This is a genomic window from Lysinibacillus sp. FSL R7-0073, assembly GCF_038009065.1.
GTDB lineage: Bacteria > Bacillota > Bacilli > Bacillales_A > Planococcaceae > Lysinibacillus > Lysinibacillus fusiformis.
This window is the reverse complement of sequence record NZ_JBBPAS010000001.1, coordinates 1,118,877-1,140,600: the sequence shown is the minus strand read 5'-3', so window position 1 is coordinate 1,140,600 and position 21,724 is coordinate 1,118,877. Positions and strand designations below refer to the sequence as shown.

The window sequence follows — 21,724 nt, the reverse complement described above, 5'->3', positions numbered from 1 at the left end:
ACCTCCTAGTTAGTCTTCAGCAATCCAACTACGCAGTAACTTCGCAAAATCGTCTGGCTTATCTTTTGCCATTTTTTCTAGCTGCTTACGACGCATTGTAGCTTCCGTTTCAATTTCTTCATTAATATCGTCAATCATTAAATCTTCTTGTTCTTCTAGGATACTTAGCTCTTCTTCTTCCTGCGCACGCTTACGAGAACGGATAATGAAGAATGCTAACAATAAAATAACAGCTAATAAGATACCGCCAATAACCCAAACCCACCAAGGAATTATTGGTTTTTCATCAGCAACTTGTGTGGCCTTACCATATAGAGGCTGTACAGATACGGCTACTTTCTCATCAATTTGCTCCTGAGTAAGCTCAGCTGCCACGTCTTTTGAAATCGTTGTACGAACGATTGTACTTAAAATTTTCTCAATATCTTCGCGGACACCGTCAGGTAATGACGCTGCATCTGTTGCTGTTGGTGGTTCAACAATTACTTGAATTCCAATATCTTGCACCTTATAAGGAGCTTCTTGGATATCTTTACGTATACGGTTCACATCATTGTTAATAGTTTCTTCCGTACGTTCATAATCGCCGTTACCCGATGTACCTTCATTATAAGTAGTAAAGTTATCAGTAGTTGTTTCAGCTTCAGGTGTTCCAGTAGCTGCTGCCGCCCCTGTTCCAGAATATTGCTCAGTAATTCTTTGAGCACTAATGGCGATTCCTTCCATATTTTCTTCATCAACAGGTGTCACAAGGTTTTCTTCACGATTTTCCTTCTTGAAGTCAATATCCGTAGTGACAGAAACCATCACTTTATCTTGTCCCATCAATGTACCAAGCATATTTTGCACTTGACGTTGTAGATCACGTTCGACTAATTTTTTCATTTGCAATTGACCTTCAGCCGTTGTTGTAGATGTTCCATCTGTTGTGGCTGCATTCAAGTCAAAGTACTCTGAGAATTGGTTAGAGATTACGATGTTTTCAGTTTTTAAATTCGGAATACTTTTTGACACCAAATTATACATAGTTGTAATTTGCTGTTCTGTAAATTTATATCCTGGATCTGTATTTAATACGATAGATGCAGTTGCATCCTCTTTCACATCTGTTACGAAGACCCCTTCTTCAGGAACAGTAATCATTACCTTTGCATCTTTAACGCCTTCCAGGTTTCTAAAAAGCTTAGCGATTTCAGTTTCAGTAGCTGCTTTTTTTAATAGATTAAATTCATTATCTGTCATCCCAAACCCTGAACTGTTTGCAAATGAGTAATCAATCGTACCCGTTTGTGGATATCCTTCTGATGCTAATTGCACTAATAAGGAGTCAACTTGCTCCTCAGGCACTAAAATAGATGTTCCGCCTGGCGCAATTTGATATGTTACACCTTGTGAATCCAGTGCTTCTTTTACTTGTCCAATTTCTCTTGTTGATAAATCTTTATAAAGTGGAACATATGTAGTTTTTGAAGCGAAAAACGTTACAATTGCCGCAAGAGCGATGACACCTACCAAGGAGCCAATCATAACTATTTTTTGCTTTTTACTTCGACTTTTCCAAAATTGACTGGTGTCGTTTTTTATTTTCGTCAATCGTTCATTCATTATGAATCCTCCGGTTATAGTGAATAACCTAGCCATCAATAATTTGCGAACTTCAAGAGCCCACCATTTAAGTGGTCATTAATCTTTTATCGAGAGGGGCTCTCCCCCCCAATCAAAGATTAAACGCTCATTCGCATTATTTCTTGGTAAGCTTCAATCACCTTATTGCGAACTTCAATTGTTGCGTTTAATGTAATGCTCGCCTTTTGTGAAGCAATCATTACCTCATGCAATTCCACATTTTCACCTTTAATTAGCTTTTGAGTAAAATTATCGGATGTGATTTGCTGGTCATTAACTTTGGCTATTGCCTCTTTTAACGAGTTCGCGAAGCTTTGTTGTGCTTCATAAGGTGTCGTATTAAGTTTATTTGTTTCATTTACAACCTGAGTAGGTGTCATTAGCGAAACGGACGAAATTGTCATTATGTATCTTCCTTTCTTCTTATTTATTTACCAATCTCTAATGCCTTTGTAAGCATAGATTTATTTGCGTTAAATACTGTTACGTTTGCCTCGTAAGAACGAGTGGCTGACATTAAATCTACCATTTCTTTTAATGGGTCGACATTCGGCAAATTGACATAACCATCTGCATTTGCATCTGGATGAGTTGGGTCATAAACAAGTTTGAAAGGTGTTTCTCGGTCTTCTGAAATACGAGTAACTTTCACACCATTTCCAACACCGCTTTTGGCGTCTTTCCCAAGTGCTACATTCATAAACTTTGAAAATTGTCCTTCTTGTGCTGTAAACGTTACGGACTTCCGTCGATACGGCTCCCACTCCCCATTAACTTGACGAGCTCGAGTTGTATCCATGTTTGCCATATTAGAAGAAATGACATCCATGCGTAAGCGTTGTGCAGTTAAAGCCGAGGCAGTGGTATTCATCCCATGGAAAATAGACATCTATTACTTACCTCCTTTAATAACTGTGTTTAATGTGTTTAATTTCCCGTTTACACGATCAATTAAAGCATTGTAGTAAATTTGATTTTCTGCTAATTTTGCCTGTTCAGCATCCATATCTACTGCGTTGCCATTATTTCGGTATCTTAGATTTTCTATATTATTGACACCAGGTGTAGATTGTCGAATTGTGAAATCATAATGTCTATTGTCAGTTCTATAGGCAGAAATAGAGATATCCTTTTGTTCCGCCAACATATCCTTAAAACTAACATTTTTCGCCTTATAATTAGGTGTATCGACATTCGCAATATTGTTTGCGATTGTTTTATGATTCAAAGTTGCATAGGAAAGTCCATTTTCCAAGCTACTAATAGTTCCTCCAAATAAATTCAAAACTGTTCACCTCATTTTATTAAATTCTATGTACTTGTTAATATATTCAATAATACAATTGTAATTAAGATGCTACCTAGTGTCTATTGTCTTTTGTCACTTTTTAATAGTATATACGCCCTATTTTTTCAACGTCTCAACCGGGACAATACTTCTGCATCCCTTGTAGCTCTAGGCTTCATAAAAGGTTGGTTACCACCTAGTTATTTTACACTATTTCGACAGTGTTTACGATTTTAGTATTAAATTTGCCTTTTTATGAGCTTTATCGCCTTTTAAAACGAAATTAATTTAAGGTTCCATTTTACTAGTTCGACAAATAGCTGAATATTCTAATATAGGCAATTAACAGTTTATTCACCATTATTCTAAAGTAACACACATTTCATTTTTATATGCTAATTGTAGTGACAAATTTATGAACGACATTAGGTTAAAAGAAACAAAAAAGCATCAATATTCTCCAAATTTGTATTTATACAAAAAAACAACGATCAATTGTATCGTTAAATGTCTAGTGAAATGCATACAAAAAGGCATCTAGTTTTACCTAGACGCCTTCTTTATCTTCTTCAAGAAGAATTATTTCATTTTAATTTCAGCTAATGCATTTAAGAACTTATCATTTAACACTTTAATATAAGTTCCTTTCATACCTAGAGAGCGAGACTCAATAACACCCGCTGACTCCAGTTTACGTAATGCATTGACGATCACTGAGCGTGTAATTCCCACTCGGTCTGCGATTTTAGAGGCAACAAGTAAACCTTCGTTACCATCAAGCTCTTCAAAGATATGCTCAATGGCTTCTAATTCACTGTAAGAAAGTGAGTTAATGGCCATTTGTACAACCGCTTTGCTACGAGCTTCCTCTTCGATTTCTTCAGACTTTTCGCGCAAAATCTCCATGCCTACTACTGTTGCGCCATACTCTGCAAGGATTAAATCATCATCTTCAAATTGAGAAGATAAACGTGCAAGGATTAATGTGCCTAAACGTTCACCACCACCAACGATTGGTACAATTGTTGTTAATGCGTTTTGGAAAAGATCTTTGTTTTCCACAGGGAAAGCAGTATGTTCGTTATGGATATCTAAATTAGACGATGTTTCTGAGATTGTAAATAAGCTATGTGTGTATTCTTCAGGGAATTGTCTCTCTTCAAACATTTTTTTCATACGCTCATTTTCAATTTGTTGGTGAATTGAAATACCTAATAATTTACCTTTACGGCTTAAAATATAGACATTACTATCAATAATATCGCCTAGTGTATCAGCCATTTCCTTAAAGTTTACAGGCTTACCTGCAGAAGCTTGAAGCATCGAGTTAATTTTACGTGTTTTTCCTAATAAATTCATTATATGTTCCTCCTATAAATAATCCGAAGAGTATTCACTTAATATTCTAAAGTTTTTTACTACTGAATGATACTGATCAGCTTTATCTTACAATATAAACTGTGACAAATCTTTGTTTTTTACGATACCTGCGAGTTTTTGATCTACATAGGCTGCGTTGATCGGTATACTCGCTGGTGCAATTTCAGCTGCTTCAAACGACAGCTCTTCTAGTAAACGTTCTAAAATCGTGTGCAAACGGCGAGCTCCGATATTATCTGTTTCCTGATTAACCTCTGTGGCTATTTCCGCAATACGTTCTATGGCATCAGATGTGAAATTGATTTCCACACCTTCCGTTTCTAGCAATGCCTTATACTGTAAAATGAGCGATTGATCTGGTTCTTGTAAAATACGGACAAAATCTTGTTTTGTTAATTTTTCAAGCTCTACACGAATTGGGAAACGCCCTTGCAATTCTGGAATCAAATCTGAAGGCTTCGACATATGGAACGCGCCTGCAGCTATAAATAGCATGTAATCAGTTTTCACAGCGCCATACTTCGTAGTTACAGTCGAACCTTCTACTATTGGTAAAATGTCTCGTTGTACACCCTCACGAGATACATTCGCAGAAGAATTTCCTTCTTTACTAGCTATTTTATCGATTTCATCAATAAAAATAATACCAGTTTGCTCTGCTCTAACAATTGACTCCTGTGCCACTTCATCTGCATCTATCAACTTATTTGCTTCTTCTATTGTTAAAATACGACGTGCATCCTTTACCTGCACACGGCGTTTTTTCTGTTTTTTAGGCATTAAGCTAGATAGCATATCTTGCATACCATTATTAGCTGACATATCCATTCCCGTGCCTTGTAACGCATCAAAAATGGATGGAGTTTGTTCTGTTACCTCTACCGTAACCCATTCATTTTCTAATTTGCCATTTCGTAAATCAATAGCAATTTGTGCACGTTTAGAGCGTACTTCTGTTTCCTCAGTTGACGTATCGTCCGTTGAAGTTTGTTCTTTCCCACCAAATAACATTTCAAATGGATTTTGCATGCTCTGTTTCTTACGCAATGACGGGACTAAAAGTTTCACAATCGCTTCATTTGCTAATTGCTCTGCTTGTTCCTTAACAGATTCCATCATCTCTTCTTTTACAAGACGGTGAGAAGCTTCTACTAAGTCACGTACCATTGATTCAACATCACGACCTACATAACCTACTTCTGTAAATTTTGTCGCTTCCACTTTTACAAAAGGTGCATTTGTAAGCTTCGCAATTCTTCTGGCAATTTCCGTTTTTCCGACACCAGTTGGCCCAATCATCAAGATATTTTTAGGAATAACCTCTGCCTTCATATCTTCATTTAACAATGAACGACGATAGCGGTTTCGCAAAGCAATGGCTACAGCTCGCTTAGCTTCATTTTGCCCAACAATATAACGATCTAAATGCTCAGTAATTTGTCTTGGCGTTAAATTTTTTTGCGTCATTAGCTCAGCGCCTCCACGATAATATTATGATTCGTAAATACACAGATTTCAGCAGCTGTTTCTAATGCTGCTTCAGCAATTTCACGAGCAGTCATCGTTTCACCTGCATATTTTTTTAATGCTCTACCCGCTGATAAAGCATAATTTCCACCAGAACCAATAGCTAAAATTCCATCATCAGGTTCAATGACTTCACCAGTACCAGAAACAAGTAGCAGTGTTGTTTTATCCATGACTAATAGCATTGCTTCTAGTTGGCGTAGCATTTTATCTCCGCGCCATTGCTTGGCAACCTCTACTGCAGCACGTTGTAAATTACCGTTATATTCATTCAACTTGCCTTCGAACATCTCAAATAGTGTAAATGCATCTGCAACAGAGCCTGCAAAGCCTGCCAGAACCTGCCCATTAAACAGACGTCTGACCTTCTTCGCTGTACCTTTCATCACAACTGCATTTCCTAATGTTACTTGACCATCACCAGCCATGGCACAGCCTCCGTTATGATGAACTGCAAATATCGTAGTCGCATGAATTTGTCCCATCTGCTTTCCTCCTTAACTCTATTATGCCCTTGGATGAGCATTCATATATGTTTGACGTAGGTGCTCTTTTGTTACATGTGTGTAAACCTGTGTAGAAGATAAATGCGAGTGGCCTAATAACTCCTGCACTGTTCGCAAATCCGCGCCATTGTTTAATAAATGTGTGGCAAAAGTATGGCGAAGCATGTGTGGGTAAATTTTCGTATGCAGTGAGGCCTTGTCAATCATTTCGTTTAAAACATGACGTACCCCTCGTGGAGTAAGTTCCCCACCTCGCATATTGACAAACAATTGCTGATGATTAGTCTTTTTCATCAATCTAGGACGAGCCTGCTCTATGTAGTCCAGCATTGCTAAACTCGCAAATTGACCGAATGGGATAATTCGTTCTTTCCGACCTTTTCCCATAACTCGTATGATGGAATAATGAAAATCTACATCCTTAACCTGAATGGAAGTTAGCTCACTTACACGAATACCTGTCGCATATAACAGCTCTAATATAGCCATATTTCTCAATGATTTCAAATCATCCCCGGTATTCGCGTTAAATAACTGCATCAATTCTTCTTCATAGAAGAAATTAGGTAAACGAGATTCTTTTTTTGGATGATAAAGAGAACGAAATGCCCCATCATCAAATCCATACTGTCTATTTAGAAAGCGGAAGAAGGAGCGTATGGAGGATATTTTTCTAGAAATAGAAGCCCTTGCTCTTTTTTCGTCATACAACTTTGTTACATAAAGACGTGCATGTATATATTCAACACTCGCTAAATCATTAATTCCCTCCCCTTGCAAGAAGGTCAAAAAATCCAGCAGGTCTGATTCATATTCTCGCACTGTATGAACAGAGAAGTTCTTTTCAACTTGGATGTAAAGCATGAACTGTTCGAGTGCATCTTGGGACGAAACTAACATAGAAAGATTCACCACCAATAATTTATTAATAATTTTCTCAAATGACTGACACTTGTAATATAACGGATAAATTATTCTTTGTCATCTCTTACAAGTTTGTATCGTAAACCATCATTAATAAACATACATACTGACACTATACCTATCTTTGTAAGATAGCAAGTGTAATTAGTTATATTTTGAGAAAATCTCCATACAAAATAATAAAACATGTCTAAGCAAGCATTTTATCTACAAAAAGAAAAAGCCTCTAAGAGTATAACAACTTTTAGAGGCTTTTGGCAATTAAATTGTTTGTGAATTCACAAAATTATGAATCACGCTTATTGCGCGTGTTGCATGCATTTCAGCGCGCTCCGGTTTTGAACGGCGACCTGGTGGTAATTCAGGGAAAATACCAAAGTTAACGTTCATTGGTTGGAAGTTTTTCGATTGCGCTTCTGTTATATAACGCGCCATACTTCCTAACGCCGTTTCGAATGGGAAAGTAATTGGCTCTTGTCCCAATGCTAAACGAGCTGCATTTATTCCGGCTATTAATCCACTTCCAGCTGATTCAACATACCCTTCAACACCCGTCATTTGACCTGCAAAGAAAATATTCTTTTGTTCACGAAGTTGATATGTTTTCTCTAATACTTTTGGTGAATTAATAAAAGTATTTCTGTGCATAACACCATAACGTACAATTTCCACGTTTTCTAATCCTGGGATTAGCTGTAATACTTCTTTTTGAGGGCCCCATTTAAGATGTGTTTGGAAACCAACAATATTATAAAGAGTACCAGCAGCATCATCCTGGCGAAGTTGTACTACGGCATATGGACGTTTCCCTGTTTTCGGATCTTCAAGTCCGACTGGCTTCATTGGGCCAAATAACATTGTTTTCTCTCCACGAGCTGCCATAACTTCGATTGGCATACAGCCCTCAAAGTAGATTTCTTTCTCGAATTCTTTTAAAGGTACTACTTCCGCTTCGATTAATGCTTGACGGAAACGATCAAACTCTTCCTTCGTCATTGGGCAGTTTAAATAAGCCGCTTCTCCCTTATCATAACGAGATTTTAAATAAACCTTATCCATATCTATACTATCTTTTTCAATAATTGGTGCAGCAGCATCATAAAAGTATAAATAATCCAGACCTGTTAAACCTTGAATTTTTTCAGCCAAAGCCTTCGAAGTTAAAGGGCCTGTAGCAATAACTGTTATACCTTCAGGAATTTCAGTCACTTCTTCATGAATAACCTCCACCAATGGATGATTTTTCACTGCCTCTGTCACATAACCTGCAAACTCATGACGGTCTACTGCTAATGCTCCTCCAGCAGGTACAGAACATTGGTCTGCTGCCTTTAAAATGACAGAATCTAAAATACGCATTTCTTCCTTAATAACACCTACAGCATTTGTTAAGCCATTTGCACGTAGCGAATTAGAACAAACAAGCTCTGCAAATTTATCTGTATGGTGGGCAGGCGTTTGCTTTACTGGACGCATTTCATAAAGTCTTACTTTCACACCGCGTTTTGCTATTTGCCAAGCTGCTTCACTACCTGCCAGACCCGCTCCTATTACATTTACTACTTGTTCAGTCATGATTTTACCATCTTCCTATCATTGTGTTGGTGCTTCTTCATAATCACATTTTGTACATTGAATTTGGACACCTTTTTTAATCTTTTTCTCTACTAATAATGCACTACATTTCGGACACGGTCTACTAATTGGTTTGTCCCAAGATACAAATTCACATTCCGGATATTGATTACATCCGTAGAATAGACGCTTCGTTTTACTTTTACGCTCCACAATTTCGCCCGTTTCACACGATGGACATTTTACACCAATAGGTTTCATAATAGCTTTTGTATTTCTGCAATCTGGGAAATTTGAGCAAGCCATAAATTTACCATATCTACCTAGCTTATAGACCATTGGTGATCCACAAAGCTCACAATCTTCTCCAGCCGGCTCATCTTTTATTACTACTTTTTCCATAGCCTCATCTGCATATTTAACATGGACTTCAAAGTCTTTATAAAACTCTTCCACAATATTCTTCCACTGACGACTACCTTCTTCAATATCATCTAAATCTTGTTCCATTTGTGCAGTGAATTCGATATTTATGATATCTGGGAAAAATTCTAGTACGAGTTGGTGTACGATTTCGCCTAGCTCTGTTGGCATAAAGCGTTTTGCATCTAACACAACATAGCCACGGCGCTGAATTGTATCGAGGGTCGGTGCATATGTGGACGGGCGACCTATACCTAATTCTTCCATCGTTTTAACAAGTCGCGCCTCTGAATAGCGTGGTGGTGGCTGTGTAAAATGCTGCTTAGGTTCAATTTCAAGCGATTTTACTTGATCACCAATTTCCATCTCAGGTAAAAGCTTTGTCGTTTCCTCCGTTTGATCGTCGGTACCTTCGATATAAAGCTTCATAAACCCTGCAAATTTAACTTGTGAGCCGTTCGCACGGAATAAAACATCTCCATTTTGAAGATCTACCGCCACAGTATCAAGTATAGCCGGGGCCATTTGACTTGCAATAAAGCGCTCCCAAATCAAGCGATATAAACGCAACTGATCACGACTAAGGACTGCCTTTAATTCCTCTGGTGTTCTCATCGTACTTGTTGGACGAATTGCCTCATGGGCGTCCTGCGCATTTGAAGCCTTTTTCGTCGGCTTTATTTCTGTTGCAATATACTCTTTTCCATACTTTGACTCGATGAAAGCAATTGCTTCTGTTTTTGCCGTTTCAGAAATACGTGTGGAATCGGTACGCATATAAGTGATTAACCCGACTGTTCCCTCTTTTTTACCAATATCAATACCTTCATATAATTGCTGTGCAAGCATCATCGTCTTCTTTGCTCGGAAATTTAATTTTCGCGCTGCTTCTTGTTGTAACGAAGATGTTGTAAAGGCTGGTGCAGCATTTCGTTTACGCTCTTTTTTAGAAACATTAACAACATTAAAGTCTGTCCCTTTGACATCTTTTAAAATGGTCTTTACTTGTTCCTCATTTGTTAGCTTAATTTTCTCTTTGCCATTTCCATAGTAAAGTGCATCAAACGATTTTTTACCTTTTTCAAAAGTACCTTCAATCGTCCAATATTCTTCTGGTTGGAAGTTTTTAATTTCATTTTCGCGATCAATAATCATACGCAGCGCTACAGATTGTACACGACCTGCTGATAAACCCTTCTTCACCTTTTTCCAAAGAATTGGGCTGATGTTATAACCAACAAGTCTATCTAATATACGTCTTGTTTGCTGTGCATCTACTAAATCCATGTTAATAGGACGTGGGTTTTTAAAAGACTCAATAATCGCATCTTTCGTAATTTCGTTAAATACAACTCGACAATCCGAGTTTATATCGATATTTAATGCAGTCGCAAGGTGCCAAGCAATCGCTTCTCCCTCTCGGTCTGGATCGGCTGCTAGATAAACTTTCTTAACCTTTTTAGCCGCAGATTTTAATTCCTGTAAAACAGGTCCTTTACCACGAATCGTTATATATTTAGGTTCAAAGTTATTTTCAGCACTCACACCCATTTGGCTACGTGGAAGATCTCGTACGTGTCCAACTGATGCTTTCACCTTATATTTTTTTCCCAAATAACGTTCAATTGTTTTTGCTTTTGCTGGTGATTCTACAATCACTAAATAATCCGCCATCTATGTCTCCCCCTTAGCGAGGTCTTTTACTAAATTTTTAAGTTACCTGTTGCAAAATGTATAACAGATTTTAAGATAATGCAACTTTTTTTCAATTTTTGTTAGAAAACAGGTCCAGTGTTTCAACGATTTGATGACCATTCATTACTGGAATCGCTCCATCCACAAGTAATTGATTGGTACCCCTGGACTGTGTTGCATCAATAGGTCCCGGTACTACAAATACATCCTTCCCCTGCTCTAACGCAAGCTCTGTTGTAATAAGCGTACCACTTTTTAACGCTGCTTCTGTAACAACTAACGCTTGAGCTAAACCACTAATGATTCGATTACGCATAGGGAAATGCCATTTTTCGGGCTTCATATACGGAGGATACTCAGTTATTAATAACTGTTGATTTGCCATTTCCTTCGCCAATATTTGGTTTTCTCTTGGATAGAGATAATTAAAACCATGCCCAAGCACAGCCATTGTGTGCCCACCCATATCGATTGTTGCCCTATGTGCCATTGTATCAGCGCCTCTAGCTAGCCCGCTTACGACCGTATACCCACATTGAACAAGTGATGGGAGAATTAGGTCTAATGCTCTTTTCGAATACGCTGTAGCCTTCCTAGAGCCTATAATAGCTATCTGTTTCTTGTTTGTTAACAGGGAATACTGACCTTTCACATACAATACAGTAGGAGGACTGGATATTTCAAATAATTGCGCCGGGAAATAGGGATGATAAAAAGGGATGGGGAAAATATCGGCCCGTGCATAAGCTTCTTCAAACGGGATTGTCATAATTTGTCGAAAGCTTTGAGAAATTTGCAATGCTTTATGTGGCGATATTTGTAAAACATTTGCTATTTCATCATAATGAGCTTCTTCAAAAGTGTTTAAAACGTTCACTGGGGACAATAATCGTTGAAGTTTTTGAAGAGGTAAAGGATATACATAATGCAAAGCTAGTAATCTCTGTGTATCTACTGCAAGGATCATTCTACAAACCTCCTTTATAATAGAAGAAAGTAAATGACCGCAAGATGATTTGAACACAACTTCGTGATGTAATTTCCAGTACAGTAAATAGGAATTTGTTTAATGAAGGAAGATAAACAGTCTATAAATAAGGAAAAGATGTAGCCACTATGTGCTACATCTTCCATTTTAATGGGTTTTACACTTTTCGTATAGCCCTTTTTCTTTAATTACTTTAATCAGTGTTTCACCAATAACAGATGGTGTTTCTGCTACTTCAATGCCTGCCGCATTCATAGCTTTAATTTTCTCAGCAGCTGTTCCTTTACCGCCAGAAATGATAGCACCAGCATGCCCCATACGTTTGCCTGGAGGTGCAGTTTGTCCACCAATAAAGCCAACGACAGGTTTCGTCATATTCGCTTGAATCCATGCAGCTGCTTCTTCCTCAGCTGTACCACCGATTTCACCAATCATAACTACTGCATAAGTTTCTGGGTCATTATTAAACGCTTCAAGAACATCGATGAAGTTTGTACCATTTACAGGGTCTCCACCGATCCCAACAGCTGTTGTTTGACCAATACCAGCTTGTGTTAATTGATGCACTGCTTCATAAGTTAATGTACCTGAACGAGATACAACTCCTACATGGCCTTTTGTATGGATATAACCAGGCATGATACCGATTTTACATTCATCAGCTGTAATAACACCTGGACAGTTTGGACCTACAAGGCGAGTCTTTTTGCCTTCCATGTAACGTTTAACCTTCACCATATCAAGAACAGGAATATGTTCTGTAATACAAATTGTTAATTCTAATTCAGAATCAACAGCTTCTAAGATTGCATCTGCTGCAAATGGAGCAGGAACATAGATAACTGAAGTTGTCGCGCCTGTTGCAGCTACAGCTTCTGCCACTGTATTGAAAACAGGAACACCTTCGATTTCAAGTCCACCTTTACCTGGTGTTACACCTGCTACGATTTTAGTACCATACTCAAGCATTTGCTTCGTATGGAAAAGAGCTGTTTCGCCCGTAATCCCTTGTACAATTACCTTCGTATCTTTGTTAATAAATACAGCCATTGTTCTCCCTGCCTTCCTTAGCCTACTAGTCCCACAATTTTTTGTGCACCGTCAGCCATTGAATCCGCTGCAACGATGTTTAAACCAGATGCATTTAAAATTTCTTTTCCAAGTTCTACATTTGTACCTTCTAAACGTACAACTAATGGCACAGCTAAACCGATTTCTTTTGCAGCTGTCACAACGCCTTCAGCGATAATGTTACATTTCATAATTCCGCCAAAAATGTTTACAAAAATGCCTTTTACGTGTGGATCAGAAAGGATAATTTTGAAAGCTTCTGTTACTTTTTCAGCTGTTGCACCGCCCCCTACATCAAGGAAGTTGGCCGGGCTACCGCCGTAGTAGCTAATTGTGTCCATAGTCGCCATAGCAAGACCAGCACCATTAACCATACAGCCAATGTTACCATCTAAAGAAATATAGCTTAAATCATATTTTGACGCTTCAATTTCTTTTGGATCTTCTTCATCGAAATCGCGTAATTCGACAATATCTTTATGTCGGTATAATGCATTCGCATCAAAATTGAACTTAGCATCTAGTGCCACTACTTCGCCTTGTCCAGTAACAACAAGTGGATTAATTTCAACAATTGATGCATCTTTGTCGATAAATGCTTGATATAAACCTAACATTAATTTAACAGCTTTCCCTACAAGGTTTGCTGGAATATTCATATTAAACGCCATACGACGTGCTTGGAAACTTGTTAATCCAACAACTGGATCAACTACTTCTTTGAAGATTTTTTCCGGATTTGTTTCCGCTACTTCTTCAATATCCATACCGCCTTCTTCAGATCCCATCATTGTAACGCGGGAAGTTGCACGGTCTAAAACTAAACTTAAATAGTATTCTTTTTGGATATCAGAACCTTCTTCAATGTACAAGCGTTTTACTTCTTTTCCCTCAGGACCTGTTTGATGAGTCACTAAAATTTTCCCTAATAATTCTTTTGCGTACGTACGTACCTCGTCAAGGTTTTTAGCGATTTTTACACCACCTGCTTTACCGCGTCCACCTGCATGAATTTGCGCCTTGACTACAGTTACATTAGAGCCAAGTTCCTTCGCTACTTTCACTGCTTCATCAGGGGAAAAAGCAACTTTTCCGTTTGGTACAGCTACACCATATTTTCTCAGAATCTCTTTCCCTTGATATTCATGGATATTCATAATACATCCTCCCATCAAACATTTGCATAAAATTGTTTTACTAACATAGTCTATTCTAACGAAACATTCTGATAAAGTCTACACTTTGTCTTTTGTTCGAATTTTCTCTATTATTATGACATATTCTTCTATTTTGTGTACTAAAACAGCTTGTAAAATAATCAGAATACTTCATTTTTTCTATATTTTCGAGCATGTTCTTGATCTAAACGATAAATAAAAGCAAAGACCTCTGCCACAGCCTGATATAATTCCTCAGGGATAGACTCATTTAAATCTAATTGACCAAGCAACTGCACAAGGTTAGGATCCTCATAAATCGGCACATTATGCTCACTTGCTCTTGCCAAAATGTTCTCGGCAATTTTCCCTTTTCCCTTTGCTACAACAGTCGGACTATCGAATTGACCGAGTTTATAAGTTAGCGCAATTGCCTCTTTACGGGTAAATTTTTCTTCGCTCATACGCGGATATCCACCCCACTCTGTTCCTCTTGCTGTTCTACTACAGGACTATTTTTGACCGCCTGCCCCTTGTCAAATTGTTTCATAAAAATGCCTGATAGTTGATAATTTTTTTCTGCCAACCCTATTTTTAATGCTGCTTTTAGTGGTTCTGCAAGCGATTGAATCTCCAGATGTTCATTAAAGACCGTTACTGTAACTACTCGATTTTGAACCTGCATATCAATGACCGTTTCTTGCATGGATGCCATTTGTAAATAAAATAATACCCTTGCATAGTTGGCATCAATTTTACCATCATCCTTCATGCGACCATTCCATTGCAATGTAGCATCCATTCTCTTACCGAAAAATTCAAGCGGAACTTGCATAATCAATTGATGTTGGTGTCCATTTTCGCCTGATGATAGCTGCATCCCATTCATTCGTGTCATTAGCATTTCTGCCGCTTCCTTCAATTGCGGTGTCATATTAGTTTCCTGCAATAATGTATGAAGCTGCGGTTTTAATTGATGTGCAATCATTTGTAAATCCGCTGATTTGTTTCCGAGTGTCGCCTCATAGCTAATCCCTAAATTTTTTAATACTGTTTTCATCGCATGCTCCATTGCCTTACTATCCATCGAATTTTGTACAAGAGCGTCTGCTTGTGTCACTATTTGTTGAATGAAGGGCTGTGAAGAAGCGATGCTATTTTTTACAAGATTACGCATAAAGGCTTCATTTTGTAAGGGAGAAGCTACCTCTTGCTTCAATAAGGACAATAGATGATCTTTTACTGCCAGTCCTTTTATATCCTGTGTAAATAAATGATTGGACGTATTTTGAGAAAAGGCTTTTAATAATTGATCTTGCATTTGTTTAGCAAAAATATCTACTGTTTGCTTTGTGACAGGTAATTGATTAAAACGATCAATCAACTGATTAATCTGTTGCTTTTGATCATTTGTTAAAAATTGTTGATTTGTTGTCCAAGATTTAAGCTGTTCGATCAGTTGAGCGGCATTTTCAGGCTTCGTTGTTAGGATAGACTGAACGACTTGACCCGCTTGCTGCATTTGCTGAGCAGTTTTTCCCTCATTCATACTCGACCAATTTTGCAATGTTGCCTGATTCGGAATTATCCCCGACTCCTTTAAGATCGACAAGGCTTGCATTTTTTCACTAGTTGTAGCAGCATTATTTGTTAAACTTTCTAGAACTTTTGCAAGAACCACGCTACCCGTTTCCACTTCAAATGGCTTTGCAATTGCTTGTAATTGTTGCATTAGATTTTGTTTAAGCTGTTCAGGCAAGGCTGTATCTTTTGCTAGAAGCTGTGCAAAGTTTTCCATAATAGCCGCCATACCAGAAGTCTTTTGTCCACTCATTAGCGCTTGAAACACTTCATTAGTCATGGGCATTTTAAGCTCTATCATTTTTTGAATCGTTTGCAAAGCATCTATTCTAGATATACCCTCTGGTAATGCCTTTAACCACATTTCAGCTTGTAAAAGTTGATCTTTTGAAATCGGTAGCTCTGCCTTCATAAAATGTCCTAATAATTGCTGCATCTCTGCAGATTTAGGTAAATTCATAGACTCTAATAGCTGATTAATTTGTTGGCTTGGTGAAGTGGTTGGCGTCATAGGCCCTGACACCACTTTCAATTCTGCTTGTGGATCCGTTCCTGTTACCTGAAAAAAATGGGCATCTCCAGCTTTTAATGGAACTTCAAGTTTAGCTATAAATTTTTGATTTCCTACTTGTATCTCTGCCATTTGATCAGGGTATAATTTCTTAATCGTTCCATGAAATACTTGTCCCTGTTTTAAAGACTGCGGTTGATTATTTGCAGTTATTGGGTTTTGTTGCATTTGTATCGGATTAAATGATGTGGCTGTCATATATATACTCCTTTCATCAATTACTCCTTCGGTAATTGGTGCTAACGTATTATTCAAACATGGATTTAATCGGTTCGAACGATTTACGATGGTGAATCGTTGGTCCGTATTCTTCTAGTGCTTTTAAATGCTGCTTTGTACCGTAGCCTGCATGTTGTGCAAAACCATACATTGGAAAATCTTTATCTAATTGTTCCATGTAATCATCTCGGGCTGTTTTAGCTAGAATGGAGGCTGCTGCTATTGCTAAGCTTTTGGCATCCCCTTTAATGATGGAATCCTGAGGTATAGCCATAGGTAATGTCATGGCATCTACTAAAACGTAATCAGGTTTTCTCGATAATGATTCCACACTTGCCTTCATAGATTGTTTGGTCGCCTCATAAATATTAAGTTCGTCTATTTGTTGAGCCGGTTGGAAGTGAATAAAATAGCTAATGGCATGTTCTTTAATTAAAGCAGCAAAGGCATTTCGTTTATCCTTCGATAATTGCTTAGAATCATTCAAACCAACAAGAGCCTCACTATTTGTTGGCAAAATTACAGCTGCTGTAACGACTGGCCCCGCTAGAGGACCACGCCCCGCTTCATCTACACCTGCAATTAATACATCTATTCCCCCATAGCTTAAATCAAATGCCACTTTTGCTTGATGTTCCTGAAGTAATTGGTGCTTTTTTTCTTGTTTCTTTTGCCAAGAAAGCCAAGCCTTTTGGACACCTATTCGTTCATCTTCTACAATACCAGACATCCACTCTTGCCATTCTTCCGCATCTTTTAATGCAACTGTAATTTCTTTAATACTTCTCATTTCTTACTCCTTCTTGCCTCTACTTATTAAACCTATATCAATTCCAGTAATTATGTAGCTTCATATTTTTCCTCTATATAATTATTATCGGTAGGAAATTTCATTCCTAAAAGAAAAACTGCCACAAAGAAGGTGTGACAGTTTCCAATACTTTTTATTGTTCTGATTCTTTTTCTAATTGTTCATCAACAAAATCAAATGTTAATTTGCCTAATTGCAAGCCTCGAATATCTCGAACGATTAGTTGAGCTACTTGATCATAATCAATTTCTCCACCTGTGCCAAACACGCGTCGAAGTTTTCCAATATGGTCAAATGTTTCAACCAAATCTTCATGGACCAACTCAAAGCCGTAACGCTCCTCCATACGCTTTGGATAATGAACTGATAGGAAACGTAAGCCGTATACTGCTAAGTCTTCCATGTTTGTAATGGTGTCTTTAATAGCTCCTGTTAAAGCTAATTTAAAGCCCACTTCTTGATCTTCGAATTTTGGCCATAAAATCCCTGGTGTATCTAATAGCTCAAGTTCTTTCCCGACCTTAATCCATTGCTGTGCTTTTGTTACACCCGGTGTATTTCCCGTTTTAGCAATATTTTTTTTTGCCAAGCGATTAATCAGTGTTGATTTCCCAACATTTGGTATTCCAACAATCATTGCACGAATAGCTCTAGGCTTCATCCCTTTTGCTTTCATGCGATCAAACTTTTCTTTTAATATTTCCTGTGCTGCCTTCGTTACTTGTTGTAAGCCTTTACCCTCAAGTGAGTTAATGGCTACTGCTTTATGACCACGCTGCGCAAAATAATCTACCCATTTGCGCGTTTCTTGCTCGTCTGCCATATCTGCCTTATTCAAAATTAAAAGACGAGGTTTTTGATTGATGACTTCGTCGATCATTGGATTACGAGACGATAAAGGTAAACGTGCGTCTATTAACTCAAATATAATATCAACAAGCTTTAATTTTTCTGTTACTTCACGTCGGGCCTTTGCCATATGCCCGGGAAACCATTGAATTGTCACTGCTGTGCCTCCTAAACTAAAAGAAAAAGGGAGTTCATGAACGCTCCCTTTCTTGCATTACTTTACAATTTTTATGTCATTAAACGGCCAGAAAATCAAACTTGTGTTGCCGATGATTTCCTTTTGATCTACAAGACCAATATGTCGACTGTCTTTACTATTTCGACGATTATCCCCCATGACAAAAACATACCCTTTTGGAATCTCATCTAAAGAAACATCGATGTCTTTTAAGGTAAAGTCTTCTGTTAATGTTCCCCCTGTGATTTGAGCTTTATAAGCATCTAAATAGGGCTCATCAATTGGCTCACCGTTGATATATAATTGATCGTCTTTATATTCCAGTGAATCTCCTGGCAATCCAATTACACGTTTAATGTAATTTTTTTGTTCAGGCGCATGAAATACAACAATATCAAAGCGTTTTGGTTCACCTATTTTATAACCAATTTTATTCACAATCATGCGGTCGCCATCTTCAAGGGTTGGCATCATGGACTCACCATCAACTGCAATTGGTGTAAATAAAAAATATCGTATGATTGCAGCAATCGCAAATGCAATTAATAGCGCTTTTGTCCATTCCCATAATTCATTCTTTTCTTTCACCTGTTTTTCCATTGAGAAATGCCCCCTTGTCTAACACTATTTTAGTTGATAGGGAATTAAGATGACAAGCAAAAAGAAAAGGAGCTTGCGTACAAGCCCCTCACTTTTAAGTCATAATTATCGAATTTCTTTAATACGAGCAGCTTTACCACGTAGGTTACGTAGGTAGTAAAGTTTAGCACGACGTACTTTACCACGACGTATAACTTCTAAGTTAGCGATTTTTGGTGTGTGTACAGGGAATGTACGCTCAACACCTACACCGTAAGAAATTTTACGAACTGTGAAAGTTTCGCTAATACCGCCACCACGACGTTTAATTACTACACCTTCGAAAAGCTGGATACGTTCACGAGTACCCTCTACTACTTTCACGTGTACCTTAACAGTATCACCAGGACGGAAAGCAGGTAGATCAGTGCGAAGTTGAGATTTTGTAATTTCTGTAATAATGTTTGACATTGTTTTCTCTCCTTAGACAGATGCTCTTGCACGCAATCTATGCCACAGCGGAACACCGTAATTCAGTACTTCACATAGAAGTACAGATTAAATGTTATCATAAATATACTAGGCAATCAAGCATCTTGTTGATTGTTTTTAAGTTTTTCTAAATACAATTTTTGCTTGTCAGTTAAAGGATATTGATCAAGTAAATCAGGACGACGTTCAAAGGTTCTTTTCAACGATTGTTCCTCACGCCATTGCTCAATTTTTGCGTGATTGCCCGATAATAAAACATCTGGCACCTTCATTCCTCGAAATTCTGCCGGTCGAGTATAATGAGGATGCTCTAAGAGACCAGTTGAAAAGGAATCTTGTATATGTGAATCTTCTTGCCCTAATACACCTGGTAATAGGCGTACAACACTATCGATAACCGTCATTGCTCCTAGTTCTCCACCAGTTAAAACGAAATCTCCAATAGAAATTTCATCTGTTACAAGGTGTTGGCGTATACGTTCATCATAGCCTTCATAGTGACCACATAAAAAGACTAATTCCTTCTCTTGTGATAATTCTTCTGCTTTTTTTTGGGTAAATCGTTCTCCCTGAGGGCACATTAAAATGATGCGTGGTTGTTTTCCTGCACTGATTGCCTCTACAGCGCTAAACATCGGCTCAGGCTTTAAAACCATGCCTGCTCCTCCACCATATGGATAGTCGTCAACTTGATTGTGCTTATTTCCCGAAAATGTACGGATGTCCGTTACCTCCAGCTTGACCGCATTTTTTTCTTGAGCTTTCTTTAAAATAGAAGCTCCAAAAACACCAGAGAACATATCAGGAAAAAGGCTCAGCACATGGATATTCATCATAATAAACCTTCCATTACGTGAATGACAACTTTCTTTTCATCCACATCAATTTCTTTCACGATATCTTCTATATAAGGGATATAATGCTCTTTCTTCGAGCCTTTAACCACCCATACATCATTAGCACCTGTTTGTAGAATATCGTTCACAACACCTATTGTTTCGCCTTCTTCAGAAACAACTGTACAACCTATAATCTCATGGAAGAAGAATTCATTTTCTTCAAGGAGATCGTCAGTCATTTGATCTTTTGTCACTTTTAACAAACCTTCTTTAAATGGCTCGACCAAATTGATGTTATTCATACCTTCAAATGTTAATAAAATAAAGTTTTTATGACGACGCACAGATTGAATCGTTACCCAAGTTGGTTTTTTATCGTCCTTTTTAAAGGCAGCAAGCTTATTCCCTACCGCAAAACGTTCTTTTTCAAAGTCTGTTGTCGATAATATACGCACTTCTCCTCGAATACCGTGTGTATTGACAATTCGACCTACATTAAACCATTCCATTCAACTATCACCTCATTCAAAACGTACTACTCTCTCCCATTGCATTTATTCTCTTACTCTTCTCGTAATAATAAGCAAATTCACTTTGAAAGAATGTAGGTTCACCTAAGACAATCAATTGTCTCGTCCATATTAATATAATCAATTGTCTATAGCTATAATCTTTGTTAAAGCTATATGCCCTGTTTGTCCAAAATAAAAAGAACAACCCTAGGTGAAATAAAGAAAAAAGGAAGGAACCTACAAGCTCCCTCCTTCTTAGTCCAGACATTACGCTTCATGCTAAAGGCCACTTCGAATTCCTAAGCGACATGTAAACACACCTATCAGGACTCAATTGTACTCGTTGCAAGAGCGCGAAAATCTTTTCTATTAATCCAATATATCGACGTAGGTCTTCTTTTGATGGTGACTACCTGCCGCTGAATAAACAATTGTACGAATCGCTTTCGCTACTCGCCCTTGCTTGCCTATGACTTTCCCTCGATCCTCTGGATGAACAAAAAGTTTATAAACAATTCGATTTGCATTTTCATCCGTCTCAATACGAACTTCTTCTGGATAATCGACTAACGGTAAAACGATTGCTTCAATCAGCTGCTTCAAAGACGTCGCCCCCGATTATTTACTGAATTTTTGGTTATGGAATTTTTCCATGATACCTTGTTCTGAGAACAGGTTACGTACTGTATCTGATGGTTTTGCACCGTCAGCTAACCATTTAAGAGCTTTCTCTTCATCAATGTTTACAGTAGCTGGTTGAGTTAGTGGGTTGTAAGTACCAACTGTTTCGATTTGACGGCCGTCACGTGGTGAACGAGCGTCTGCAACTACGATACGATAGAAAGGAGATTTTTTAGCTCCCATACGTTTTAAGCGAATTTTAACTGCCATTTTAATAGCACCTCCGAATAAGTTTCACACAAGATAGTATAT

The 21,724-nt window shown here is 37.9% G+C and carries 23 protein-coding genes; all 23 read right to left on the bottom strand.

The annotated features are described in order from the left end of the window. Positions 1–9: 9 nt before the first annotated feature. The 23 genes from fliF to rpsP all read right to left on the bottom strand — a co-directional run bounded on the left by fliF (position 10) and on the right by rpsP (position 21,682). Positions 10–1,605, bottom strand: coding sequence for a flagellar basal-body MS-ring/collar protein FliF (gene fliF / locus MKY88_RS05370; protein WP_069480347.1), 1,596 nt, complete (start codon positions 1,603–1,605; stop codon positions 10–12). Between the two features lie 119 nt (positions 1,606–1,724). Then, entirely contained in the window at positions 1,725–2,030 is a 306-nt protein-coding gene (fliE, locus tag MKY88_RS05365) for a flagellar hook-basal body complex protein FliE (RefSeq protein WP_025113930.1), read from the bottom strand. Positions 2,031–2,053: 23 nt separating this feature from the next. After that, positions 2,054–2,515 (bottom strand): flagellar basal body rod protein FlgC, encoded by a 462-nt coding sequence (gene flgC, locus MKY88_RS05360; protein ID WP_012293259.1) that lies wholly within the window; start codon positions 2,513–2,515, stop codon positions 2,054–2,056. A gap of 3 nt (positions 2,516–2,518) precedes the next feature. After that, positions 2,519–2,911: a flagellar basal body rod protein FlgB gene (gene flgB / locus MKY88_RS05355; RefSeq protein ID WP_008180790.1), complete on the bottom strand. Its 393-nt coding sequence runs from the start codon at positions 2,909–2,911 to the stop codon at positions 2,519–2,521. Positions 2,912–3,493: 582 nt separating this feature from the next. After that, the gene (codY, locus tag MKY88_RS05350) at positions 3,494–4,273 is read right to left on the bottom strand and encodes a GTP-sensing pleiotropic transcriptional regulator CodY (protein WP_025113928.1); all 780 of its coding nucleotides are present in this window, start codon (positions 4,271–4,273) and stop codon (positions 3,494–3,496) included. 87 nt (positions 4,274–4,360) lie between these two features. Further along, complete coding sequence (gene hslU / locus MKY88_RS05345) at positions 4,361–5,761, bottom strand: ATP-dependent protease ATPase subunit HslU (RefSeq protein ID WP_069480346.1); 1,401 nt, start codon at positions 5,759–5,761, stop codon at positions 4,361–4,363. Further along, a complete protein-coding gene (gene hslV / locus MKY88_RS05340; protein ID WP_008181271.1) occupies positions 5,761–6,306 on the bottom strand; it encodes an ATP-dependent protease subunit HslV in 546 nt (181 codons plus the stop codon). The genes hslU and hslV overlap by 1 nt, the downstream gene beginning before the upstream one ends. A 21-nt stretch (positions 6,307–6,327) precedes the next feature. Continuing rightward, entirely contained in the window at positions 6,328–7,227 is a 900-nt protein-coding gene (xerC, locus tag MKY88_RS05335) for a tyrosine recombinase XerC (RefSeq protein ID WP_193831171.1), read from the bottom strand. Between the two features lie 285 nt (positions 7,228–7,512). Next, positions 7,513–8,826, bottom strand: a complete 1,314-nt coding sequence (gene trmFO, locus MKY88_RS05330) for an FADH(2)-oxidizing methylenetetrahydrofolate--tRNA-(uracil(54)-C(5))-methyltransferase TrmFO (RefSeq protein WP_340813136.1) — start codon at positions 8,824–8,826, stop codon at positions 7,513–7,515. An 18-nt stretch (positions 8,827–8,844) separates the two neighbouring features. Continuing rightward, on the bottom strand, positions 8,845–10,923 hold the full coding sequence (topA, locus tag MKY88_RS05325) for a type I DNA topoisomerase (protein ID WP_340813135.1): 2,079 nt from the start codon (positions 10,921–10,923) through the stop codon (positions 8,845–8,847). Between the two features lie 91 nt (positions 10,924–11,014). Next, the gene (dprA, locus tag MKY88_RS05320) at positions 11,015–11,911 is read right to left on the bottom strand and encodes a DNA-processing protein DprA (protein WP_328203011.1); all 897 of its coding nucleotides are present in this window, start codon (positions 11,909–11,911) and stop codon (positions 11,015–11,017) included. Between the two features lie 168 nt (positions 11,912–12,079). After that, positions 12,080–12,982 carry a succinate--CoA ligase subunit alpha gene (gene sucD / locus MKY88_RS05315; protein WP_069480341.1) on the bottom strand — a complete coding sequence of 301 codons (903 nt, stop codon included), beginning with the start codon at positions 12,980–12,982 and terminating at the stop codon, positions 12,080–12,082. 17 nt (positions 12,983–12,999) lie between these two features. Continuing rightward, positions 13,000–14,160 carry an ADP-forming succinate--CoA ligase subunit beta gene (sucC, locus tag MKY88_RS05310; protein WP_025113922.1) on the bottom strand — a complete coding sequence of 387 codons (1,161 nt, stop codon included), beginning with the start codon at positions 14,158–14,160 and terminating at the stop codon, positions 13,000–13,002. Positions 14,161–14,321: 161 nt separating this feature from the next. Next, positions 14,322–14,624: an EscU/YscU/HrcU family type III secretion system export apparatus switch protein gene (locus tag MKY88_RS05305; protein ID WP_193831169.1), complete on the bottom strand. Its 303-nt coding sequence runs from the start codon at positions 14,622–14,624 to the stop codon at positions 14,322–14,324. Beyond that, positions 14,621–16,510: a hypothetical protein gene (locus tag MKY88_RS05300; protein ID WP_340813134.1), complete on the bottom strand. Its 1,890-nt coding sequence runs from the start codon at positions 16,508–16,510 to the stop codon at positions 14,621–14,623. The genes MKY88_RS05305 and MKY88_RS05300 overlap by 4 nt, the downstream gene beginning before the upstream one ends. A 49-nt stretch (positions 16,511–16,559) precedes the next feature. Continuing rightward, positions 16,560–17,321 carry a ribonuclease HII gene (locus MKY88_RS05295; RefSeq protein ID WP_193831167.1) on the bottom strand — a complete coding sequence of 254 codons (762 nt, stop codon included), beginning with the start codon at positions 17,319–17,321 and terminating at the stop codon, positions 16,560–16,562. Positions 17,322–17,475: 154 nt separating this feature from the next. Continuing rightward, positions 17,476–18,348, bottom strand: a complete 873-nt coding sequence (gene ylqF, locus MKY88_RS05290) for a ribosome biogenesis GTPase YlqF (protein ID WP_340813132.1) — start codon at positions 18,346–18,348, stop codon at positions 17,476–17,478. A 57-nt stretch (positions 18,349–18,405) separates the two neighbouring features. Beyond that, positions 18,406–18,969, bottom strand: a complete 564-nt coding sequence (gene lepB, locus MKY88_RS05285) for a signal peptidase I (RefSeq protein WP_012293246.1) — start codon at positions 18,967–18,969, stop codon at positions 18,406–18,408. Positions 18,970–19,074: 105 nt separating this feature from the next. After that, positions 19,075–19,419 (bottom strand): 50S ribosomal protein L19, encoded by a 345-nt coding sequence (gene rplS / locus MKY88_RS05280; RefSeq protein WP_069480337.1) that lies wholly within the window; start codon positions 19,417–19,419, stop codon positions 19,075–19,077. 116 nt (positions 19,420–19,535) lie between these two features. Continuing rightward, on the bottom strand, positions 19,536–20,273 hold the full coding sequence (gene trmD, locus MKY88_RS05275; RefSeq protein WP_193833600.1) for a tRNA (guanosine(37)-N1)-methyltransferase TrmD: 738 nt from the start codon (positions 20,271–20,273) through the stop codon (positions 19,536–19,538). Continuing rightward, a complete protein-coding gene (gene rimM, locus MKY88_RS05270; protein WP_193831165.1) occupies positions 20,273–20,788 on the bottom strand; it encodes a ribosome maturation factor RimM in 516 nt (171 codons plus the stop codon). The genes trmD and rimM overlap by 1 nt, the downstream gene beginning before the upstream one ends. A gap of 372 nt (positions 20,789–21,160) precedes the next feature. Further along, positions 21,161–21,394: a KH domain-containing protein gene (locus tag MKY88_RS05265; RefSeq protein WP_004269410.1), complete on the bottom strand. Its 234-nt coding sequence runs from the start codon at positions 21,392–21,394 to the stop codon at positions 21,161–21,163. A 15-nt stretch (positions 21,395–21,409) separates the two neighbouring features. Beyond that, positions 21,410–21,682, bottom strand: coding sequence for a 30S ribosomal protein S16 (gene rpsP, locus MKY88_RS05260; RefSeq protein WP_004269411.1), 273 nt, complete (start codon positions 21,680–21,682; stop codon positions 21,410–21,412). Positions 21,683–21,724: the final 42 nt, after the last annotated feature.

Excerpts from the sequence above, each read along its gene's own strand:
- sucD (WP_069480341.1), bottom strand. The coding sequence starts at position 12,982 with ATGGCTGTATTTATTAACAAAGATACGAAGGTAATTGTACAAGGGATT.
- MKY88_RS05300 (WP_340813134.1), bottom strand. The coding sequence starts at position 16,510 with ATGACAGCCACATCATTTAATCCGATACAAATGCAACAAAACCCAATA.
- MKY88_RS05295 (WP_193831167.1), bottom strand. The coding sequence starts at position 17,321 with ATGAGAAGTATTAAAGAAATTACAGTTGCATTAAAAGATGCGGAAGAA.
- codY (WP_025113928.1), bottom strand. The coding sequence starts at position 4,273 with ATGAATTTATTAGGAAAAACACGTAAAATTAACTCGATGCTTCAAGCT.
- topA (WP_340813135.1), bottom strand. The coding sequence starts at position 10,923 with ATGGCGGATTATTTAGTGATTGTAGAATCACCAGCAAAAGCAAAAACA.
- lepB (WP_012293246.1), bottom strand. The coding sequence starts at position 18,969 with ATGGAAAAACAGGTGAAAGAAAAGAATGAATTATGGGAATGGACAAAA.
- hslU (WP_069480346.1), bottom strand. The coding sequence starts at position 5,761 with ATGACGCAAAAAAATTTAACGCCAAGACAAATTACTGAGCATTTAGAT.
- rpsP (WP_004269411.1), bottom strand. The coding sequence starts at position 21,682 with ATGGCAGTTAAAATTCGCTTAAAACGTATGGGAGCTAAAAAATCTCCT.
- MKY88_RS05305 (WP_193831169.1), bottom strand. The coding sequence starts at position 14,624 with ATGAGCGAAGAAAAATTTACCCGTAAAGAGGCAATTGCGCTAACTTAT.
- trmD (WP_193833600.1), bottom strand. The coding sequence starts at position 20,273 with ATGAATATCCATGTGCTGAGCCTTTTTCCTGATATGTTCTCTGGTGTT.
- fliF (WP_069480347.1), bottom strand. The coding sequence starts at position 1,605 with ATGAATGAACGATTGACGAAAATAAAAAACGACACCAGTCAATTTTGG.
- fliE (WP_025113930.1), bottom strand. The coding sequence starts at position 2,030 with ATGACAATTTCGTCCGTTTCGCTAATGACACCTACTCAGGTTGTAAAT.
- rplS (WP_069480337.1), bottom strand. The coding sequence starts at position 19,419 with ATGTCAAACATTATTACAGAAATTACAAAATCTCAACTTCGCACTGAT.
- trmFO (WP_340813136.1), bottom strand. The coding sequence starts at position 8,826 with ATGACTGAACAAGTAGTAAATGTAATAGGAGCGGGTCTGGCAGGTAGT.
- flgC (WP_012293259.1), bottom strand. The coding sequence starts at position 2,515 with ATGTCTATTTTCCATGGGATGAATACCACTGCCTCGGCTTTAACTGCA.
- xerC (WP_193831171.1), bottom strand. The coding sequence starts at position 7,227 with ATGTTAGTTTCGTCCCAAGATGCACTCGAACAGTTCATGCTTTACATC.
- dprA (WP_328203011.1), bottom strand. The coding sequence starts at position 11,911 with ATGATCCTTGCAGTAGATACACAGAGATTACTAGCTTTGCATTATGTA.
- hslV (WP_008181271.1), bottom strand. The coding sequence starts at position 6,306 with ATGGGACAAATTCATGCGACTACGATATTTGCAGTTCATCATAACGGA.
- sucC (WP_025113922.1), bottom strand. The coding sequence starts at position 14,160 with ATGAATATCCATGAATATCAAGGGAAAGAGATTCTGAGAAAATATGGT.
- rimM (WP_193831165.1), bottom strand. The coding sequence starts at position 20,788 with ATGGAATGGTTTAATGTAGGTCGAATTGTCAATACACACGGTATTCGA.